The organism is Candidatus Halobonum tyrrellensis G22 (genome assembly GCF_000495475.1).
Taxonomy (GTDB): domain Archaea; phylum Halobacteriota; class Halobacteria; order Halobacteriales; family Haloferacaceae; genus Halobonum; species Halobonum tyrrellense.
The window spans coordinates 70670-90175 of record NZ_ASGZ01000068.1 but is presented as its reverse complement, the minus strand read 5'-3'; the positions used below and the strand labels follow the sequence as shown (position 1 = coordinate 90175).

The window sequence follows — 19506 nt, the reverse complement described above, 5'->3', positions numbered from 1 at the left end:
CGACGTGGCCGCCCGCTCAGAGATACTCGAAGTCGCGCTCGCTCCGTGCGAACCCCAGCCGCTCGTGCGCCCACTCGAACGAGACGGGGTCGTCCTTCGCGGCGAGGAAGTCGACGATGCTCTCGCCGACGTTCTCGCCGTACAGCGACGGCCCCTCGCGCATCCGCGTGCGCACGGTGTCGTTCCCGTAGACGTACTCGACGAGTTCCTCCATCTCCTCGCCGGTCGTCGGCGGGACGAGCAGGTTCGTCCCCGCCTCCGAGACGGTCTCCGGTCGGTCGGTGTTGAACCGGGCGGTGAGACAGAGCGTCTCGTCGATGTAGTTGAGTTCCTCCTGCATGCTCCCCGAGTCGGTGAGTTCCGCGAAACAGTGCCCCGACCGGAGGAACTCGTAGACGTGCGCGTGCCGCTTCCACAGCCCCGTCAGCAGGAAGTTGTCGTGCTCGTCGGCGAGTTCGGTCAGCCGGTCGCGCAGGCCGTACTGTTCGAGCGCCCGCTCCGTCGCCGTGAGTTCGACGAAGTTGACGTGGTGGCCCGCCTCGACGAGCGAGGTGACGCAGTCGACGATGGCGCGGAACCGCTCGGGGAGGAGGTTCGCCCGCCTGTGGATGTCGACCCGGATCCACTCGTCGCTCCGCTCCAGTTCGGGGTAGACGTCGAACACCGACTCGTCGAGGTCGGCGTTCGCCTTCGCCTCGATGGCGTCGACGACGGAGTTGCCCACGACCGGGATCCGTTCGTCGCCCTCCACCTCCGCGGGGTAGCCCTCGCGGACGAGGTGTTCGCGGTTCAGGTCCGTCGGCGCGAAGTGGTACGCCGCGGCGGCCGACCCCACGAACGTGTCGTACTGTTCGGGGAACGGCTCCGTTCGGTTGAGCGACCACTCCTCGCCCCACTGGGCCTCGACGAACGCCTCGGGGTCGCCCTGCGCGTCGAACGACGGCGACATGCTCCGCAGGCCGGCCTCGTTGTGCGCGACGAGTCGGTTCGTCGCGAACATCCACGCCTGCGGGACGATACCCGCCGCGAGCGTGTCGCCGTGAACCAGCGGGAGGACCGTCGTGTCGGGGTAGTGCTCGTCGAGGTACGACGTGAACGTCTCGATCCGGCGCATGAGTTCGCCCGTCTTCTGGGTGAGCCCGCCCCGGATGCCGAGGTCGGCGGCGACGCTGTCGTCGATGCCGTACTCGACAAGCCCGTGTCCCAGCAGGTCGTCGTGGTGCTGGCCGGTGTGCAGGACGAAACAGGGGAACCCCTTCCGCCGCGCGGCGGCCACGACGGGCGCCTGCTTGTAGAAGTCGGGCTTGGTCGCGGTGACCACCGCGAGCACGAACTCCTCGCCCGCCATCGTTCGGTCCAGTCGGTCCTCGTGTACGTCTATCTCGGTCGTCGTGGTCGGTGTCGTCGTCATCTGGTCCGTTCCCGTCGGCTGCCGCGTCGGTCGTCGTCCGGTTCGCCCTCGCCCGTCCGGTCCGGCCCGGCGGCCGCCGCCCGGGTCACCGGTCGCTCCCCGTCCCGGCTTCCGCTTCCGTCTCGGCGTGGAGCCGCGAGTAGAGGTCGGCGTGTTTCTTCATGCACTCGCGGTTGTCCACCTCTCCCCCGGAGCTGGGGGGGTCCGGCCCCTCCTCGAGGAGTTCGGCGATGCGGTCGACCAGTTCCGCCTCGTTGTCGACCGTCTCGGTTATCTGGTCGGCCAGGCCACCCCGGTCGAAGCCGATCGAGTAGACGCCGAAGAAGTTCGCGACCGACGCCACGCCGCTCTGGGCGTCGAAGTGGCGGTACGGGAAGACGACGAGGTCGGAGGCGGCGAAGTAGTACTCGATCTCATCGTCCGGGATGAACTCCACGCGCGTCTTGACGTGGTCGCGCACCCCCTCCTCGTCGATGATCCGCTCGTACTTCTCCCAGTCGTCCCAGCAGGCCCCCGCGATCAGCAGCGTCAGGTCCTCGCGCCGTTCGAGGATATCCGGGAGCAGTCGCAGGAGGATGTCGATCCCCTTGTAGTCGCGGATCCCCCCGAACAGCAGGAGCACGTCGTCCTCCTGGGGGACGCCGAGGAAGGACTTCGCCTCCTCGGTGGTGACCCCGCTCGAGGGGACGTTCTGGATGGTGGGGTGGGGGATGACCGTCACGCGGTCGGTGTCGATGTCGTACTCCGAACAGAGGGTGTGTTTGTTCTCCTCGCTGTGGACGACGAAGTGGTCGGCTATGAGGTAGATGAGACGGTTGAGCGCGTTGTTCACCAGCGAGCGCTCGTGCGGTTTCACGTCGTGGACGGTCAGGACGACGGTGTGACCGCGCCGCTTGACCAGCCACAGGTAGCCGAGGTACGCACCGATGAGCGGGAACGACCACCACTGCGCGTGGACGATCTCGCCACGGGTGCGCCGCGCCGCCCGGTACCACGACGCCGGGTTCCACCAGCTGAGGACGTTGAGCACGTTCGACTGCTGGGGCGGTTCGGCGTCCGCCTTCTTGGGGTCGCCGCCCGGGTAGAGCCACCGAGGGTAGAGTTGCTCCCAGTTCATGAACTGGATCGGCGTGCCGTACTCCTCGAGGCCGGAGAACACCTCCTCGCAGTACGGCGTTATTCCCTTCCACGGGTCGAGTGAGCCGAGCATCGTGACAGAGACAGACGTAGCAGTGGATCGCGGTGCTGACTCCAACATCTAGTTGTCGGGTACTCGCCGCCGGGGATTATAGGTATGATGTGTTATAATCGTCGATAGTCGCGTTGAGCGGAGTTAGACAGCCTCTACTCACCGCATCGTCGGTCCGTCTCGTCACAGTTCTGAGGGGCGGGGGCGCGCCCCCGGGCACCCCGGTCCGGCGCCCGGAGCGGCCGTCCGACGGCGGGACGGGCGGGTTCGGCGCGGGCTGCGACCCGTCGACCCCGGTCGAAGTAGCCGCATAACAAAGCGGTGTGGCACCGGCCGACGGGACATGCACGCAGTCGTTCTCGCGGCGGGTCGGGGGACCCGGATCCGACCGCTCTCGGACACGCGACCCAAGCCGCTGTTGCCGGTGTGTGACCGACCGCTCGCCGCCGAGGCGGCCGACGCCGCCGTCGCCGCCGGCGCGGACGAACTCGTCTTCGTCGTGGGCTACGAGGGCGAACAGGTCCGCGAGACGTTCGGCGACCGCTACCGGGACGTCCCCGTCTCGTACGTCGACCAGGGCGAACCCGAGGGGACCGCCGACGCGGTGGCGGCCGCGAGTGACCTGCTCGACGGTCCGTTCGCGGTGCTCAACGGCGACAACCTCTACGGCGCCGACGAGGTGGCGGAACTGTTCGACGCCGCGCCCAGCGTCGGCGTCACGGAGGTGGACGACCCGAGCAGTTACGGGGTCGTCTCCACCGACGACGACGGCGGGCGCGTCACCGGCATCGTCGAGAAGCCGGACGACCCGCCCTCGAACCTCGCCAACGTCGGCGCGTACGTCTTCCCCGAGGCGGCCATCGACCTGCTCGACGTGGGCGAGAGCGAACGCGGCGAGCGCGAACTCACGGACGTGCTCGCGGCGGTCGCCGAGCGGACCGACGTCACCCCCGTCACCGTCGACGACTGGATGGACGTCGGCCACCCCTGGGAGCTGCTGGCGGCGAACGAGCGCCGCCTCGCCGACCAGGAGTCGCGGATCGCGGGCCAGGTCCACGAGACCGCGGAACTCCACGACGACGTGGTGGTCGAGGAGGGCGCGACCGTCCGCTCGGGCTGCGTCATCGAGGGTCCCGTCCGCATCCGCGAGGGCGCGACGGTCGGTCCCGGCGCGTACGTCCGCGGCGCGACGCTCGTCGGGCCCGACGCGAAGGTGGGCCACGGCGTCGAGGTGAAAAACAGCGTGCTGATGGCGGGCGCGACGGTGCCGCACCTCACGTACGTCGGCGACAGCGTGCTCGGCCGCGACGTCAACCTCGGCGCGGGCACGCAGGTGGCGAACCTCCGCCACGACGAGGAGCCCGTCGAGTTCACCGTCAAGGGCGAGCGGTCGTCGACCGGCCGCCGGAAGTTCGGCGTCGTCGCGGGCGACCGCGCCAAGACGGGCGTCAACACCAGTCTCGCGCCCGGGGTTCGGCTGTCGGTCGGCGCCACGACCGACCCCGGCGAGTTCGTCGACCGCGACCGCTGAGGGTCTCTCCGACCGGTCGGGCGCGGGTCGGCCGGTCGGTCAGACTCGGGTCGCCGCGCCGTTCGGGTCCGGACCCGGGTCGGGTTCCGCCCACCACTCCGCCCCGGCGTCGGTCTCGGCGTCGTCCGCGCGCGCGTCGGCGACCGCACGCCTGAGCCGCGCCGCGAGGTCGAACGAGCGTCTGCCGACCAGCCCCGTGAGCAACAGACCGAGGTGTGCGACCGACGGCCGGAGCCGGAGCGCGGTCGCCGCCTCGCGGACGGCGGGGCGGCGCTCGCCCGCCCGCGCGGCGTTGTACGCCCGGATCCGCGCGCGGTTGGCGCGGAACGCGCGGTCGACCGCCGGGTGGGCGGCGAACTCCTCGCGGTACTTCTCGTAGATGTAGTCGTGGACGCGGGTCTGTTCGGGCTGGTCGGAGATGGCGCCGCCGTGGCGCGGCCGCTGGACCAGCACGCCCGGGACGGGGAGGAACTCGGTCACCCGCGCGAGCCGGACGCACATCTCCCAGTCGACGCCCCGCTCCATCGCCTCGTCGAAGCCGCCGGCCGCCTCGAACGCCTCGCGGGTCAGCATGTGTCCCGAGTGGGGGTGGAGTCCGAACGCGGCGAGGATCTCGGGGTAGATGTTCCCCTCCCGCGTCGGGCGGTAGCGCCGGCTGACCCGGCCGCCCGCCGTGAGCACGCCCCCGGTGTACGCGACGCCGAACCGGTCGTCCGCCTCGCGGAACGCCGCCAGCTGTCGGTCGACCTTCTCGGGGTGCCACCGGTCGTCGTCGCCGAGGATGCAGTAGAACTCCCCGTCGGCGGCGTCGGCGGCGCGGTTGAAGCTGTACGCGATGCCGCGGTTGCCGTCGTTGTGGCGGACGCGCACCCGGTCGTCGTCCACGCCGTCGAGGTACGCGCGCGTGCCGTCGGTCGACCCGTCGTTGACGACCACGTGTTCGACGTCGTCGTGGGTCTGTGCGCGGACCGTCCGTATCGCGCCCGGGAGTCGGTCCACCCGGTCGTACGTCGGCGTGAGAACGCTGACCAGCGGCATCGCCGCGGGGTACTCCCCTCACATTCAAGAACGTATCCCACCCACGACGACTGTGTCACCAGACGCGGCCGTCGCCATGCTCCTCCCCGGCCCGTACCCGGACATCCGCGTCCGCAAGGAGGCGGTCGCGCTCGACGCGGCGGGGTACGCGGTGACGGTGTTCTGTCTCGGCGACGGTCCCCGCCGGGAGACGGTCGACGGCGTCCGCGTCCGCCGGTTCCCGGCCGACGACGCGCGGGCGCACGCGGCGGCCGCCGTCGACGCCGCTGGCGACCTTTTGACGGGCGTCAGGCCGCGGTGGCTCGCCGCGCTCGACCGGTTCCTCCGAGCGCGCGACGTCGCGGCGGTCCACGTCCACGACCTGCCGCTGGTGCGGACCGCGCTGGTCGCCCGGCGCCGCCACGGCGTCCCCGTCGTCGCCGACTGCCACGAGAACTACCCCGAGGCCGTCCGGCAGTGGCACCGGACCCACGCCGACCACCCGCTGCGGTACGCCGCCCAGACCGTCCGCCGGACCGCGTTCCCCGTCTCGCGGTGGAAGCGGGTCGAGCGGCGCGTCCTCCCGGCCGCCGACCGCGTGCTCGCGGTGTGTGAGACGGCCCGCGACCACTACGTCGACGACTGCGGCGTCGACCCCGCGGCCGTCACCGTGGTGGGCAACACGGTCGAACTCGACGTCTTCGACCCGGAGACGGCGGCGGCTCCGCCGCCGGACGCCGGCCGCGGGACCGACGGGACCGGCGTCGACGCCGACGGGAACGTGCGCGCGGCCGCCGCCCCCGGCCCGGACGACGCGCTCACCGCGGTCTACGTCGGCGGGTTCGGTCCCCACCGCGGGCTGGAGACGGCCGTCGAGGCCGTCGCGCAGTCCCCGGGCGTGCGGCTCAGGCTGGTCGGCGGCGGCGGCGGCGACACCGCCGCCGACCTCCGGGCGCTGGCTGCGCGGCGGGGGGTCGCAGACCGGGTCGACCTCCCGGGGCGCGTCCCGTTCGCGGCGGTGCCGGCGGTGCTCGCCGCCGCGGACGTCTGTCTCGTCCCGCACGCGGACACCCCCCCACACCGCGACGACGGTCCCGCACAAACTGTTCCAGTACATGGCGATGGGGCGGCCGGTCGTCGCCTCCGACCTCCCGCCGCTGCGGGCGGTGGTCGCCGACGCCGACGCGGGCCTGCTCGCGCCCGCCGGCGACGCCGGGGCGTGGGCCGACGCGTTCGAGACGCTCCGGGCGGACCCGGCGGCGCGCGAGCGCTACGGCGCGAACGGCCGTCGGGCGGCCGTCGACCGTTACAACTGGGCGCGCGACGCCGAGCGACTGGTCGACTGTTACGAACGGCTCGCGGAGTAGTCGTACGCCGGCGGGAGCGGGCCGGACTCGTCGGGTTCGCCGGGGTCAGACGGTGCGGTCGAGCGAGCGGCGCTCGTGGAACCACTCGACCGCCGGCAGCACCTCCTCGTAGCGGGGACCGCGCCCGACCGCGCCCCGGTCGCGGTCCCAGCGGACGTACCCCATCTCCTCGAGCATCGGCAGGTGGACGTGCCGGAGTTCCAGCCGGTCGTGTTCCGTCGAGAGGGCGGGGATGTCGCGGAGGGGGACCATGCCGGCGTCGGGACCGCGCTGCCAGAGCGCGAGGAACAGCCGCCGGCGCTTGTCGTCGGCGAGCGCGTCGAACACGTCGTCCCAGTCGGGGTCGGAACTCCGGTGGAGGGTCATACGAGTTACGTTCTCACCAACGGCCACAAAGCACCCCGCTGATATCTCAGTCCTTTATGTGGGGGCGGCCGTCCTCGCCGCGGGTCGTCTCGCTCCCGCCCGCGACCGTCGCGCCGACGAGCGAGTGGACCCCCCGCCGGAGCCGCTGGGAGACCGACTGCTCGGAGATCTCCAGCGCGTCGGCGATGTCGCCGAGCGTCGCCCCCCGCGGGACGCGGTAGTAGCCCGACTCCCACGCGGCGACGAGCGCCTCCCGCTGTTTGGGCGAGAGCCCGTAGCGCCGCTCGCGCGCCTCCGTCTCGGAGTAGAGGCGGTGGAGCGTGCTCGGGATCGACCGCCGGCCGAACTCCCCGACGAGCACCCCCAGCGCCTCGCGCGTGGGGACGCGGATCTTCAGGCGCGACCCGTCGGCGGTCTCGGTCGCCTCGACGACCGTGATGTCGTGGTCGACCAGCGCGTCGTACACCGTCTCCGCCCGCGCCTCCGGCGTGAGCGTCACGCGGAACAGCGAGCGCCCCCGACCGGCGTCGAGCCGTCGCCAGTCGTCGACGCCGGCGGCGGCGTCGAGCGTCGACGCCACCGTCTCGGGGTCGCTCGCGGCGAACCAGAGGAACAGCGCCACCCGCCCGTCGCCGAGCAGGTACGCCTCCTCCAGGGCGACCCGGCGGTCCGGGAGACCCGAACAGGTCGGGCCGAACAGCGCCCCGCCGACGGTGAGTTCCGCGACCAGCGCCATCGCCGGATCGGACGTCCCGTTCGGGGAAAGTTACGTACGTACTAATTACGCTATAGTTACGAGACGGAGCGGAACGGTCGCCACGAACGGCAGGTCCTCGGCGGGGCAGGTGACGGGGGCGGGAACACGCCCGACTGGTCGACGGGGAGACACACAACCCCGCGCGTGGGCCGAGCGCGGCCGCTCAGCCCAGCAGGTCGACCAGTCGGTCGACCGGCCCGCGGGGGAGCCACGCGTCGCGCGCGCGCGACCCCTCGTCCCTGCTCGCGTGGACCGCCGGCGTCGGGTCGAACGGTCCCGCGGGGTCGAGGAGGGCCGTGAGCGCCATCACCCACGACCCCACCTCGTAGGCCCCCTTGAACGACTGGTCGGGCGCGCCCACCCGGCCGTCGAGCGTCGTCTGCCGGAGGGGGACGCCGATGCCGCTTGCGGCCACGAGGTCGGTCTCCAGGGGGTTGTCGCCGTACACCCACGCCATCGCGCGCCCGACCGCCTGGTCGTACCGGCCCTCGCCGCCGGCGGCGTAGTACGCCGCCACCGCGTTGACGAAGAACGTCTGGTGGCACTCGAACAGGTACTCCCAGTACTCCGGCCAGTAACCCAGCGCCGTCGCCGCCTCGCCTTTCAGCCGGGCGCGCCGGGGGACGTCCTCCCACAGGAACGCGCCGTCCGGGCGCATCCGGCGGTCGAGCGTCGTATCGAGCACCGTCTCCGCGACGTCGAGGTAGCCGTCCGCGCCCGTCGCCTCGACGGCGCGACAGAGCCCCCACAGCGCGTACATCTGGTTCTGGTGTCGCCGCGTCGTGTGGTTGTCGAACGCGAGAAACCCCTCCGGGGTGAGCCGGTCGGCCACCGCGAACAGCGCGTCGTCGACCCGGGTTCGGAGGTCACCGTCGGGCGTCGCCCGGGGGTCGCAGTCGTACAGCGTCGCCCAGCCGTAGAGCACGAGCGCGTCCTCCGCGTGGTCGAACTCGACCGTCTCGGCCGCCAGCCCCGCCAACTCGCGGGCGGTGTCGAGCCGTCCGTCCGCGAACGCGTCGTGGCCGCCGGCACGCGCGAACGCGTCGACTAGCGGGCCGACCCCGTAGCTGGGCATCTCGGAGTCGACGGTTCCGTCGGCCAGTCGCGCGGCGAAGAAGTCGAGACACTCGCGGAGCCGGGCGTCGTATGCGTCGGAACCGAGCGTCGAGGTCCGCCACTGCACCGCGCCCATGAGCGCGAACGGGCCGTACCGCCACTCGACCCCCCCGTCGCGCGACCACGCGAGGTCGAGCGCGGTCGGGTCCGTCCCGTCGCCCCGAACGTCGTACTCCAGCCCGCGGGCGAACGTGCCCTCGCGTTCGTCCCAGAAGCCGTCCCGCTCGGCCGGCCGGAACAGCGCGTCGAGCGCCGCATCGAGCGAGTCGGCGTACGGCAGCGGCCGCGCGTCGACGACGAGATACGACGCCAGCGACCACGCGTCCGCCCGCGAGCAGTAGTCGCTCGCGCGCTCCGCCCACGCGACGAACGGCTCCTGAAGTCGGTCGGGGAGCGTGTTGATCAGGTGGTGGAGCGGGTAGGGGTACTGGAACAGTTGGTCCGCGCCCGCCAACTCCCACCCCGGGGAGAGCAGGTCCGCCGCGGCGGCGGGGTCGAAGTAGCGACAGCGGTCCCGCCCGGTGACCGCGTACGGCGAGCGGGTCGTCGGCAGCGTGAGGACGAACCGCCCCCCGGAGTCGAGCACGCGCCCCACCTCGGCGGTGAGACCGGCCACGTCGAGAAAGCGCCAGTCGTACGGGCCGACCGACACCGCGGCGTCGAACGCGCCGTCGTCGAACGGGAGCGCGGGGTCGTCGGGGTCGATAGCCTCGTAGCGGTCGACGGCGTCGCCGAGCGTCCCGGCCGCGCGGTCGGCGGCGGCGGGCGAGAAGTCGACGCGGACGACCTCGCGGGCGTCGACCCCCCGGGTGACGTTCGCCTCCGAGGCCACGTCGAGGACGCGCCCGCCTCCCTCCAGTCGGTCCAGCGCCGCCGCCCGCTCGGCGTCCCGGAGGTACTGGATGTTCGGGCCGACCGGCGGCTGTTCCACCCAGCGGTCGAGCACGTCGTCGCGCACGGCGGCGGGGTCGCCCGACCCGGGCTTTGTTATGCGTCGGCTTCCGTCGGTGCGGGTCGCCGTCGGTCCCGGGCGTGGCTCACCGGGAGCCGACCTCCCGGGGGTCCGCCCGGCGGTCCGCGTCGTCCGTGCGGTCCCGGCCGTCCGCGCCGGCGTCGCCGCCGCGGCGAGTGCGCTCGTCCGTCTCCGCGACCGGTTCGCCGAACACCGCCTCCGCCCACCCGGGCGCGCCGCCGGTGCCGGTCGCGACGCGCCGCTGGCGGCAGGGGTCGTCGGGGTCGAGTTCGTACTCGGTCCGCTCGCCGCGGTCGTCCCAGCAGAGCTTCGCCGCGTCGTGGGGGTAGACGGCGCGGCGGACGCGGTCCCAGCGTTCGGGGTCGCGCGCCGCCAACGCCTCGCCGCCGGGCGCGACGCCGACGAGTTCCGCCGCGACCGCCCGCTCGTCCCCCGCGACGTCGCCGCTCTCGGGGTCGCCCTCGGCGGTCAGCCCGGGCGTCTCGTCGGCCGCCAGCCCGCGAACCAGCGCCCGGAAGTCGAGGTGGGACGCCAGCCCGTCGACGACCGGCGGGTAGCCCGCGGGGGGGTCGACGAGCACGAACGGCACGTGCAACACCGCCTCCGAGAGGCTCCCGACGTGGCCGAACGCGGGGTCGTCGGGGTCGTCGAACAGGTTCTCGCCGTGGTCGGCGGTGACGACGACGGTCGTCTCCCGCTCGGTCGCCTCGCGTAGGTCCGCGACCAGGTCGGCACAGACCCGGTCGAGGTAGGCGACGTTCTCGGCGTACAGGTGGCGGTAGAACGCGAGTTCCTCGACGTACTCGTCGGGGTCGGCGACGACCGCCTCGGGCGTGAGACCGGCGTCCGCGCTCGACCACCCCCGCGGGACGGTGCCGCGGACCAGCCCGCGCCGGTCGACCAGCGGCGCGCACGCCTCGGCGAAGTCGGCAAAGGCGAACACGGGCGCGTCACGCTCCGTCTCCGTCACCCGGTCGCGGAGCAGCCGCGCGACCGCCCGCGCCCCGTCGTCGAGCACCGCGGGTTCGTGGCCGAGCGTCCCCCCGCGGGCGAGTCGGTCGGCCGCCGCGCGGGCCGCGTTCGCGAGGCTCGCCCCCGGCGCGTCGTGTGCGAGCGCCTCCCTGACGAGGTGGATCCGACGGCCGATCCGACCGTCGGCCTCGTCGGCGACCGCGCGGGCGTCGAACCCCCGCGGGTCGGGCCGGCTGCGGGTGACGTCGTGGAACTCGTCGAACAGGCGGTCGAAGCCGGACGCGGAGCCGGCGTGGGGGGTGGCGCTCACGCCGACCGCGTGGCCGTCGAGGTCGCCGACCAGCGTGTCAGCGGGGTCGAGCGAGTCGTACCGCGGCGAGCGGGCGTGGACGCCGTGGTCGTGGGCGAGCAGGCCGGTGAGCATGCTCGCGTGTGCCGGTGCCGTCCAGCCGCCCGCGGTCCGACAGCCGGTCACCCGCACGTCGGCCAGGTCGGACAGCCGGGACGCCCGTGCGGCGAACGTGTCCGCACGGACGGCGTCGAGACAGAGGACGACGACGTTGCGCCGCATTCGTCCGGGGAGGGTCGTTCGGCTCACGAGTACTCTTTGGATCCCGCATCACTTACCGGTTCTCACTCACCCCCCGACAGCGTCGGGTACTCCATCGAGGCGAGCCGGACCGCCGGACCGGGACGACCGATCTCACCACGGCGAGACGACCCGGAGTCGGTCGCGGAGGCGACCGTTCGCCAGCATCCCGACCCCGAACACCGCGGCGCCGACGGCGACCAGTCCGACCAGCCCCGGAACCGTCTCCGTCGGGAGGCGGCTCGCGCCCGCGAACACCACCCCACCCATCGCGAGCGCCGCCCCCGTCTGCCACGCCAGCCCGCGCCAGTCGGCGCGGACCGCGACGCTCCGGCGGAGCAAGGCGATCTGTGACGCCGCCGCCAGCGTCGCCGTCGACGCCGTCGCCACCGCCGCGCCGATCGGTCCGTACCGCGGGATCAACACCAGGTTGAGGACCACGTTGCCCGCGAGCGAGAGCATGTTGGTCCAGAACACCGTCTCCGGCCGGTTCACCCCGAACAGGACGTTCTGGGTGACGTTCTTCACCGCGCCCGCGATCTGGCCCGCGAACAGCAACACGAGGACCCGGTGGCCCGACTCGAACCCGTACAGCACCGACAGCACCGCGTCGCCCAACAGCGCCGCGCCGACTAGCCCCGGGACGACGGGCGTGAGCGCGAACGTCACGCCGGTCGTGAGCGCGTTCGCCACCCGGTCGTCCTCGCCGTTTTCGTGCCACTTCGTGACGTTGGGCGCGAGCGTCACCCCGATCGCCTGTGCGGCCAGCAGCGACACCGCGCTCAACTGCCACGCCGCCTCGTACACCCCGACGACCGCCTTCGACGCGACCGCCGCGAGCACCAGCGTGTCCGCCCAGTTGTACGCGAGCGTGCTCACCTCCATCCCGACGGTGTACCCCGACCAGTTCCACAGCCGGCGGAGCGACTCGCGGGTGGGCCGGCCGGGCCGGGTGTCGGACGCCACGTACGCGGCGACCGCACGCGCACCCGTCCCCACCGCCACCCCGTACATCAGCCCGACGACGCCGAACCCCTCGACCAGCAGGCCGACGCTGACGCCGAGGCGGACGACCTGCCCGACGAGTTCCGCGCCCGCGGAGGCGGTCACGCGGCGTTCGCCCCGGAGCGTCCCCATCACGACGCTCGTCCCGGCTTTCATCCCGAGCACGAGCGCCGCGAGCGCCGCGGCGGCGGGGTAGCCGACGTACGAGCCGACCTGCCCGCGGACCACGAACAGCGCGGCCGACACCAGCGCGAACGACGCCCCCGTCAGGAGGAGACCGCCGGTGAGGTACGTCCCCCGCTCCGCGGTGTCGTCGGCCTGGCTGACCCGCTTGACCACCGCACCCGGGACGCCCACCTCGACGGCGATACCGAGCACGGAGATGACCGTCTGGAACGTGAAGAACACGCCCAACCCCGCCGCGCCGAGTTCGCGCGCGAAGTAGATGACGCCGAGGAATCCCAGCGCCTGAACGCCCGCGCGCGCGACGAACAGTGCGACCCCGGACCGCCCGGCGGAGGCGGCGTCGTCCCCGTCGTCTGTATCGTCCGGCTCCTCCCCGTCGCCCCCGTCGTCAGCCTCGTCCGCGAGGGCGGTACCGCTCGACCCGTCGGTGGCGTCGGCGTCGAGCGCGTCCCCCCGCTCGCGGTCGTCAGCCATCCGTGGTCGTCCCCGCGGTCACCTGCCGGCGAGACCGGTAAATACGCCGCGGTCCGCCGGCGGGACCGGGGGGGCGCGCGGCTGTCACTCGTCGCCGGTGCCCGCGCCGACCCGCGGCTCGTCGACCGTCGGGACCGCCGGCGTGGCGTCGGGCGTCGCCTCGCCGCTCGTCAGGTCGACCCGCCGCCCGCCGACCGTGGTGTACGCCGGCTGGAACGGCGGGAAGTCGAGCGCGCGGATCCGGTCGTACGTCTCGACGGCCGTCGCGGGGTCGGGGTTGGCGAGCCGTCCGGCTGGGATCTCCTTGAGACCGTCGAGGCTGTCCTTCGCGTAGTAGTAGCGCTCGCCCGAGAACGCCGACTGCGGGGTCGCGTCGTCGGCGACCGTCCCGTCCGCAATCGACGGGAGCCGTGCGCGGAACAGCGCGCGCGAGGCCAGACACGTCCGCTCGTAGAGGTCGCGCGCGGTGTCCGTCTCGGTGATCGGCACCAGCCGGCGGGCGATCACGTCGCCCGCGTCGACCTTCGGCGCCATCACGTGGAGCGTGGTGCCGTGTCGCCAGTAGCCGTCCGCGCGGGCGTTCATGATGCTGTGGGTGAACACGTTGCTCCCGCGGTAGCGGGGGAGTTCCGCCTGGTGGAGGTTGAGCGCGCAGTCGTCGGGGTGGTCGAGCACGTCCGCGTCGACGACGTTTGGGTAGTAGACGCTGAGCAGGTAGTCGACGTCGTACTCCAGGGCGCAGTCGTCGTCGAGGTGGTGGACCGGGTAGCCCAGCCCCTCGGCTCGCTCGCACAGCGACCCCTCCCACCAGGTGTCCGCACCGGGCGGGTAGGTGTTCACCGCGACGACGTCGACCCCCTCGTGTTCCGAGAGCGCCTCCAGACAGGCGGTCCCGAGCGGGTGGCTCCCGTAGAACGCGACGCGGGTCATGTCGCGGACGACTCCCGCCGGGGTGTTATATCATGCTCCCCGCGGACGCGCCGGCTCACCGCTCGCCGTCGAGCGACAGCCGCTCGCCCGCCTCGTGCGACCGGGCGGCGGCGTCGAGCAGTTCGACCGCCGCCGCGCCGACGCGGCCGGGCGCGCCCGGCTCCCGCCCCCGCGCGGCCGCGGCGAGGAAGTCCTCCACCTCCGCGCGGAGCGGCTCCGCCGGGTCGGCGTCGACGGTGACCGTCTCCGGCTCCGGCGCCGCGGCGGTCGGCCCGTCGGGACCGTCGGTCACCTGCTGGTCGTACAGTTCGAACGTGGTGTGGTCGAGGAAGTCGAGGTACGCCGCCCCCTCGGTGCCGACGAGGGTGAGGTCGCGGTGTTTGCCGCGGTAGACGGGCACCTGCCACGACGCCGAGAGCACGCCCGTCGCGTCGCCCGCGTCGAGTACGAGCGTGACGGTGTCGTCGACCCCCTCGCGGACGCCGCCGTCGAGCCGGCAGTACAGCCCGTCGGGGTCGTCGACCAGCAGCCGGAACAGGTCGACGTCGTGGACCGACAGCGACCGGAGCGCGCCCGCCTCCGCCCGGGGGACCCGCGAGGCGAACCGGGTGGTCCGGAAGTGGCGTATCGTCCCGAGTTCGCCCGCGGCGACCCGGTCGGCGAGCGCGCACACCGCGGGGTGGTGACGGAAGATGTGGCCGACCGCCAGCGTCCGACCCGCGCGGTCGGCGGCGTCGACGAGCGCCCACGCCTCGTCGGCGGTCGGCGCGAGCGGCTTCTCGACGAGAACGTCCACGCCCGCCTCCAGCAACTCCGTCGCCACCGCGCGGTGGGTCGGCGACGGCGTCGCCACCGTCGCGGCGTCCACCCCGGCGTCGGCGAGGGCGGCGGCGTCGGTGTACCACGGCAGGTCGTGTCTCTCGCCCGTCTCGCGGGCGCGGTCGGCGTCGAGGTCGCAGACGACCGCCTCCTCGACCAGCCCCTCCGCGCGGAGTTCGGCCGCGACGCGCGCGTGGTTCGACCCCCAGTGGCCCGTCCCGACGACCGCGTACGTCGGCTCCGCGGTGCGGTCGGCTCGGCTCACGCGTAGTGCTCCCGGACCGCGTCACAGACGCGGTCGACTTCGGCCTCCGAGAGGTCAGCGTGCATCGGCAGCGAGACGATCTCGTCGACCGCCGCCGCCGTCTCGGGCAGGTCCCGCCCCCCGACGCCGTCCGGGAGGGCGGGCTGACGGTGGGCGGGCGTCTCGTAGTGGACCGCCGTGTCGACGCCGCAGTCGTCGAGGGTCGCGCGGAACGCCGCGCGGTCGGGGACGCGCACGACGTACAGGTGGTAGACGTGGCGGGCGCCCGCGGCGGCCACGGGCGTCCGGACCGCGTCGACGTCCGCCAGCCCGTCGTCGTACGCCAGCGCGGCCGCGCGCCGGCCGGCCGTGATCGACTCCAGCCGGTCGAGTTCGGCGTGGCCGACCGCCGCGCTCACCTCGCTCATGCGGTGGTTGAGCGCGGCCACGACGTGCGCGCCCGACTCGTCGCGGCCGTGGTCGCGGAGGCGGGCGACCCGGTCGGCGACCGCCCCGTCGTCGGCGACCACCATCCCGCCCTCGCCCGCGACGGTGAGGTTCTTCGTCGGGTAGAAGCTGAAGCAGGCGGCGTCGCCGCGGTCGCCCACGGACAGCCCGTCGCGGTCGGCGCCGTGCGCCTGGGCGGCGTCCTCCACGACCCGGAGGTCGTACTCGTCGGCGACCGCCCCGACCGCGTGCATGTCGGCCATCTGCCCGTAGAGATGGACCGGCATCACCGCCGCGGGCGCGTCGCTCGCCTCGACCGCCGCCCGGAGGTCGTCCGGGTCTATCGTGTACGTCTCGGGGTCGATGTCGACGAACACGGGCGTCGCGCCCGCGTCGAGCACGCTCGCGGCGGAGGCGAAGAACGTGTGTCCCGGGAGGAACACCTCGTCGCCCTCGCCGACGCCGACCGCGCGGAGCGCGAGCGCGAGCGCCGCGCTCCCGCTGCTGACCGCCCGCGCGTGGTCGACACCGGTGGCGTCGGCGAACGCCGACTCGAACGTCTCGACCCGCGGTCCCTTCACGTACCGGCCGCTCCGGAGCGTCTCGACCGCCGCCTCGACTGCCTCCTCGTCGACGCGAACGTCGGTGAACGACACCCGTTCCGCCGATTGGGTCCCCGACTCGGTCCCGCCGACCGCTCCGCGGTCCCCCGACCCGTCGGTCGTCATGTGACCGAACGTACCGGGATCCGCCGACTAAGTTACAGGGGGGCTACGTCGGCGGTCGGTCGGTCGACGGGTGTGAGGAAACGGCGGGGCCCGTCCGGCGGCCGGTAGTCCGACGTTACTTCCGTTCCGTCCGGCGCGCGTCCGACGCGAACCCCAAAAGTCTCTGCATAACAAAGCATCGGTACGTCTTGGTCACGACTATCAGAAGAATGTCGCCGACGAGAACCAACCCACACCGGACGCGGACGAGGGAGGAAGCGCGGGGGACCGAGGGGGACCGGACGTGAGCGTCCCCAGCGACGCGGTCGTACTCGCCGGGGGGGAAGGCTCCCGGCTCCGCCCGCTGACGAAGTACCGACCGAAGCCGCTGTTGCCGGTGGCCAACCGGCCCGTCATCGAGTACGTGCTCGAAGCGCTCGAAGCCGCGGGCGTCGAACGGGTCGTCGTCGTCGTCGGCTACCGCGGAACGCGGATCCAAGACTACCTCTCGGACGGGTGGGGCGGTCTCGAACTCGACTTCATCCGCCAGCGCTCGCAGCTCGGGAGCGGCCACGCGCTGCTTCAGGCCGCAGGTAGCGTCGACGAACCGTTCCTCGTCGTCAACGGCGACACCGTGATCGACGAGCAGGTGATCCGCCGAACCGGCGCGCACTTCTTCGACGCGCCCGGCGCGGCGGGTGCGGCGGCCATCGCGCGCTCGCCCCGCCCCGAGCAGTACGGCGCGGTTACCGTCGACGACGGCTGCGTGACCGAGGTGGTCGAACACCCGAACGAGGCGGTGAGCTACCTGGTCAACGCGGGCGTCTACGTGTTCAACGAGAGCGTGTTCGCCGCGCTCGCGAGCACCGACCGCCGCGGGGGTGAGCTGTACCTGACGGACGCGCTCGTCAACCTCCCCGGCCCGGTCGTCGCCGCCGACGCCAAGGGGGTCTGGCTCGACCCCTCGACGCTCCCCGACCTCCTGTCGGTCACCGACCAGATGCTGACGATGCACCGGGACCTCCTCAACGGCATGACGAAATCCGACGGCTACCCCGACGGTGTGCTCGTCGCCGAGTCGGCGGCGTGTCACGAGTCGAGCGTGATCAACTCCCCGGCGGTCGTCGGTCCCGACTGCCGGATCGGTCCCGGCGCGGTCGTCGGCGGGGGCGCCTGCCTCGGCGAGAACGTCCACGTGGGCGCGAACGCGGTGCTCGACCGGAGTCTGATCGACTCCGACACCCGGGTGAGCGCGGGCGCCATCCTCCGCGAGTGCGTGATCGGCGCGGGCGCGAGCATCGGCGCGGGCGTCGTCGCCCCCGGCGGCGCGCCCGAGACCGTCGACGGCGACGTCGACCCCGACCGGCGCCTCGGCGCCGTGGTCGCCGACCGCGCGGAGGTCGGCGCCAACGCCACGCTGTCGGCCGGCGCGCTGTTGGGTCCGCAGTCGGCGGTCGCGGAGGGCGCGACCGTCTCACGGACCGTCGCCGAGGGCGCGGAGGTGGTGCGCTGATGTGCGGGATCGTCGCGTGTATCGGCCGCGACGACGCGGTCGAGCCGATCCTCGACGGCCTCCGAAACCTGGAGTACCGCGGCTACGACTCCGCGGGCATCGCGGTCCGCGGCCCGAACGGCGACGGCCGCCAGCAGGCGGTCGGCTCGTCGGTCGCCGACGGCGGCGTCACCGCGACGGAGCTCGCGGTCCGCAAGTGCGAAGGCGAGATCAGCGAACTCGAGAAGCTGGTCAGCGCCCAGCGGCCCAGCGGCACCGTCGGCATCGGCCACACCCGCTGGAGCACGCACGGCGCGCCGACGGCCGCCAACGCCCACCCCCACACCGGCTGTGACGGCGACGTCGCGGTGGTCCACAACGGGATCATCGAGAACTACGAGGAACTCCGCGACCGCCTGCGGGAGGCGGGCCACGAGTTCGTCAGCGAGACGGACACCGAGGTGATCCCCCACCTGTTCGAGGAGCACCGCCGCGACGCCGACGTCGCGGAGGCGTTCCGGCGGACGGTCCGGGAACTGGAGGGGAGCTACGCGGTCGCGCTGCTCGCGATCGACGACGAAACGGTGTACGCCGCCCGCCAGGGGTCGCCGCTCGTGCTCGGCGTCGACGCGGCCGACGACCGCTACTTCCTCGGCAGCGACGTCCCCGCGTTCTTGGAGTACACCGACGACGTGGTCTACCTCGAGAACGGCGACCTCGTGACGGTCTCGCCCGACGGCTACGAGGTGACCGACGTGGACGGAACCCCCATCGAGCGGTCGGTCGACACCGTCGACTGGGACCCCGAGGACGCGATCAAGGGCGCGTACGACCACTTCATGCTCAAGGAGATCCACGAGCAGCCCAGCGCGCTCAGACAGACCATCCGCGGACGGGTCGACGCCGGCTCCGACGACGTGAACCTCGAAGGGTTCGCCCCCGGCACGTTCGCCGGCGTGGGACGCGTCCAGTTCGTCGCCGCGGGCACCTCCTATCACGCCGCCCGGTACGCGGCGCACATGCTCTCGCAGGCGGGCGTCCCCGCGTCGACCGCCGTCGCCAGCGAGTTCGCCTCCAGCCCCCCGCCGATCGAGGACGACACCCTCGTCGTCGCGGTGAGCCAGAGCGGCGAGACCGCCGACACGCTCGAAGCCGTCCGGCGGGCCATCGCCGCGGGCGCGCGCACCGCCGCGGTGACGAACGTGGTCGACTCGACGATCACCCGCGAGTGTGACGACGCGCTGTACATCCGCGCCGGTCCCGAGATCGGCGTCGCGGCGACCAAGACGTTCTCCTCGCAGGTCGTGACGCTGTCGCTGTTGGCCGAACGGCTGGTCCGCGACGTGACCGGTCGGCCGAGCAACGGCGTCGGCCGCCGGCACGACGCGCTGTCGATGCTCCCCGAACACGTCCAGCGGGTCGTCGACGAGTCGGACGCCGAGGCGGTCGCCGAGCGCTACCACGGCAGCGACGCCTACTTCTTCCTCGGCCGGGGCGCGGCGTACCCCGTCGCCCTGGAGGGTGCGCTCAAGTTCAAGGAGATCACCTACGAACACGCCGAGGGCTTCCCCGCCGGGGAGCTGAAACACGGCCCGCTCGCGCTCGTCACCGAGGACACCCCCGTGTTCATCGTCACGACCGGCCAGCACGTCGAGGCGACGCTGAGCAACCTGAAGGAGGTCCAGTCGCGGGGCGCGCCCGCGATCGCCATCGGGCAAGACCCCACCGGGAGCTTCGAGCGCGCCGCCGACGAGTTCCTGCCCGTCCCGGAGACGCACCCGTTCGCCGCGGGCATCCTCGCGAACGTCCACCTCCAACTGCTGGCGTACTACGCCGCCGACCTGCTCGGCTGCCCCATCGACAAGCCGCGCAACCTCGCCAAGAGCGTCACCGTCCAGTAGTTCAGCGTACCGC

15 protein-coding genes and 1 pseudogene are annotated in these 19506 nt (G+C 73.0%); 5 read left to right on the top strand and 11 right to left on the bottom strand.

Annotated features, from left to right (window positions below; translation table 11 throughout):
* Nucleotides 1-16: 16 nt before the first annotated feature.
* On the bottom strand, nt 17-1411 hold the full coding sequence (locus tag K933_RS16645; protein ID WP_023395924.1) for a UDP-N-acetyl glucosamine 2-epimerase: 1395 nt from the start codon (nt 1409-1411) through the stop codon (nt 17-19).
* Nucleotides 1412-1496: 85 nt separating this feature from the next.
* Nucleotides 1497-2621 (bottom strand): glycosyltransferase, encoded by a 1125-nt coding sequence (locus tag K933_RS16640; protein WP_023395923.1) that lies wholly within the window; start codon nt 2619-2621, stop codon nt 1497-1499.
* Nucleotides 2622-2943: 322 nt separating this feature from the next.
* Here K933_RS16640 and glmU point away from each other — a divergent pair, with 322 nt between their 5' ends.
* Nucleotides 2944-4131 (top strand): bifunctional sugar-1-phosphate nucleotidylyltransferase/acetyltransferase, encoded by a 1188-nt coding sequence (glmU, locus tag K933_RS16635; RefSeq protein WP_023395922.1) that lies wholly within the window; start codon nt 2944-2946, stop codon nt 4129-4131.
* Between the two features lie 39 nt (nt 4132-4170).
* Here glmU and K933_RS16630 read toward each other — a convergent pair whose 3' ends face one another.
* Nucleotides 4171-5169, bottom strand: a complete 999-nt coding sequence (locus K933_RS16630) for a glycosyltransferase family 2 protein (RefSeq protein WP_023395921.1) — start codon at nt 5167-5169, stop codon at nt 4171-4173.
* Between the two features lie 76 nt (nt 5170-5245).
* On the opposite strand from K933_RS16630, the pseudogene K933_RS19515 reads away from it, so the two are divergent.
* Nucleotides 5246-6199, top strand: a pseudogene (locus tag K933_RS19515) (glycosyltransferase family 4 protein); the annotation flags it as partial.
* A complete protein-coding gene (locus tag K933_RS19510; protein WP_394295684.1) occupies nt 6108-6515 on the top strand; it encodes a glycosyltransferase in 408 nt (135 codons plus the stop codon). The pseudogene K933_RS19515 and the gene K933_RS19510, both read left to right, overlap by 92 nt.
* Nucleotides 6516-6560: 45 nt before the next feature.
* On the opposite strand, the gene K933_RS16615 is transcribed toward K933_RS19510, so the two are convergent.
* The 8 genes from K933_RS16615 to K933_RS16580 form a co-directional block, all read right to left on the bottom strand.
* The gene (locus K933_RS16615; RefSeq protein ID WP_049947982.1) at nt 6561-6881 is read right to left on the bottom strand and encodes a hypothetical protein; all 321 of its coding nucleotides are present in this window, start codon (nt 6879-6881) and stop codon (nt 6561-6563) included.
* A 46-nt stretch (nt 6882-6927) separates the two neighbouring features.
* Nucleotides 6928-7617 carry a helix-turn-helix domain-containing protein gene (locus K933_RS16610; protein WP_023395918.1) on the bottom strand — a complete coding sequence of 230 codons (690 nt, stop codon included), beginning with the start codon at nt 7615-7617 and terminating at the stop codon, nt 6928-6930.
* Between the two features lie 184 nt (nt 7618-7801).
* On the bottom strand, nt 7802-9712 hold the full coding sequence (locus tag K933_RS16605; RefSeq protein ID WP_023395917.1) for a class I SAM-dependent methyltransferase: 1911 nt from the start codon (nt 9710-9712) through the stop codon (nt 7802-7804).
* Between the two features lie 79 nt (nt 9713-9791).
* Nucleotides 9792-11297, bottom strand: a complete 1506-nt coding sequence (locus K933_RS16600; RefSeq protein WP_152529849.1) for a sulfatase-like hydrolase/transferase — start codon at nt 11295-11297, stop codon at nt 9792-9794.
* Between the two features lie 105 nt (nt 11298-11402).
* Nucleotides 11403-12953, bottom strand: a complete 1551-nt coding sequence (locus tag K933_RS16595; RefSeq protein WP_023395915.1) for an oligosaccharide flippase family protein — start codon at nt 12951-12953, stop codon at nt 11403-11405.
* Between the two features lie 84 nt (nt 12954-13037).
* A complete protein-coding gene (locus K933_RS16590; protein WP_023395914.1) occupies nt 13038-13883 on the bottom strand; it encodes a methionyl-tRNA formyltransferase in 846 nt (281 codons plus the stop codon).
* 55 nt (nt 13884-13938) lie between these two features.
* Nucleotides 13939-14967 carry a Gfo/Idh/MocA family protein gene (locus K933_RS16585; protein WP_023395913.1) on the bottom strand — a complete coding sequence of 343 codons (1029 nt, stop codon included), beginning with the start codon at nt 14965-14967 and terminating at the stop codon, nt 13939-13941.
* Nucleotides 14964-16121 carry a DegT/DnrJ/EryC1/StrS family aminotransferase gene (locus tag K933_RS16580; protein WP_023395912.1) on the bottom strand — a complete coding sequence of 386 codons (1158 nt, stop codon included), beginning with the start codon at nt 16119-16121 and terminating at the stop codon, nt 14964-14966. Before K933_RS16580 ends, K933_RS16585 begins: the two co-directional genes overlap by 4 nt.
* A gap of 283 nt (nt 16122-16404) precedes the next feature.
* On the opposite strand from K933_RS16580, the gene K933_RS16575 reads away from it, so the two are divergent.
* Together K933_RS16575 and glmS are read left to right on the top strand one after the other, a co-directional pair.
* A complete protein-coding gene (locus K933_RS16575; RefSeq protein WP_023395911.1) occupies nt 16405-17613 on the top strand; it encodes a sugar phosphate nucleotidyltransferase in 1209 nt (402 codons plus the stop codon).
* On the top strand, nt 17613-19493 hold the full coding sequence (gene glmS, locus K933_RS16570) for a glutamine--fructose-6-phosphate transaminase (isomerizing) (protein ID WP_023395910.1): 1881 nt from the start codon (nt 17613-17615) through the stop codon (nt 19491-19493). The genes K933_RS16575 and glmS overlap by 1 nt, the downstream gene beginning before the upstream one ends.
* The last annotated feature ends 13 nt before the right edge of the window (nt 19494-19506 follow it).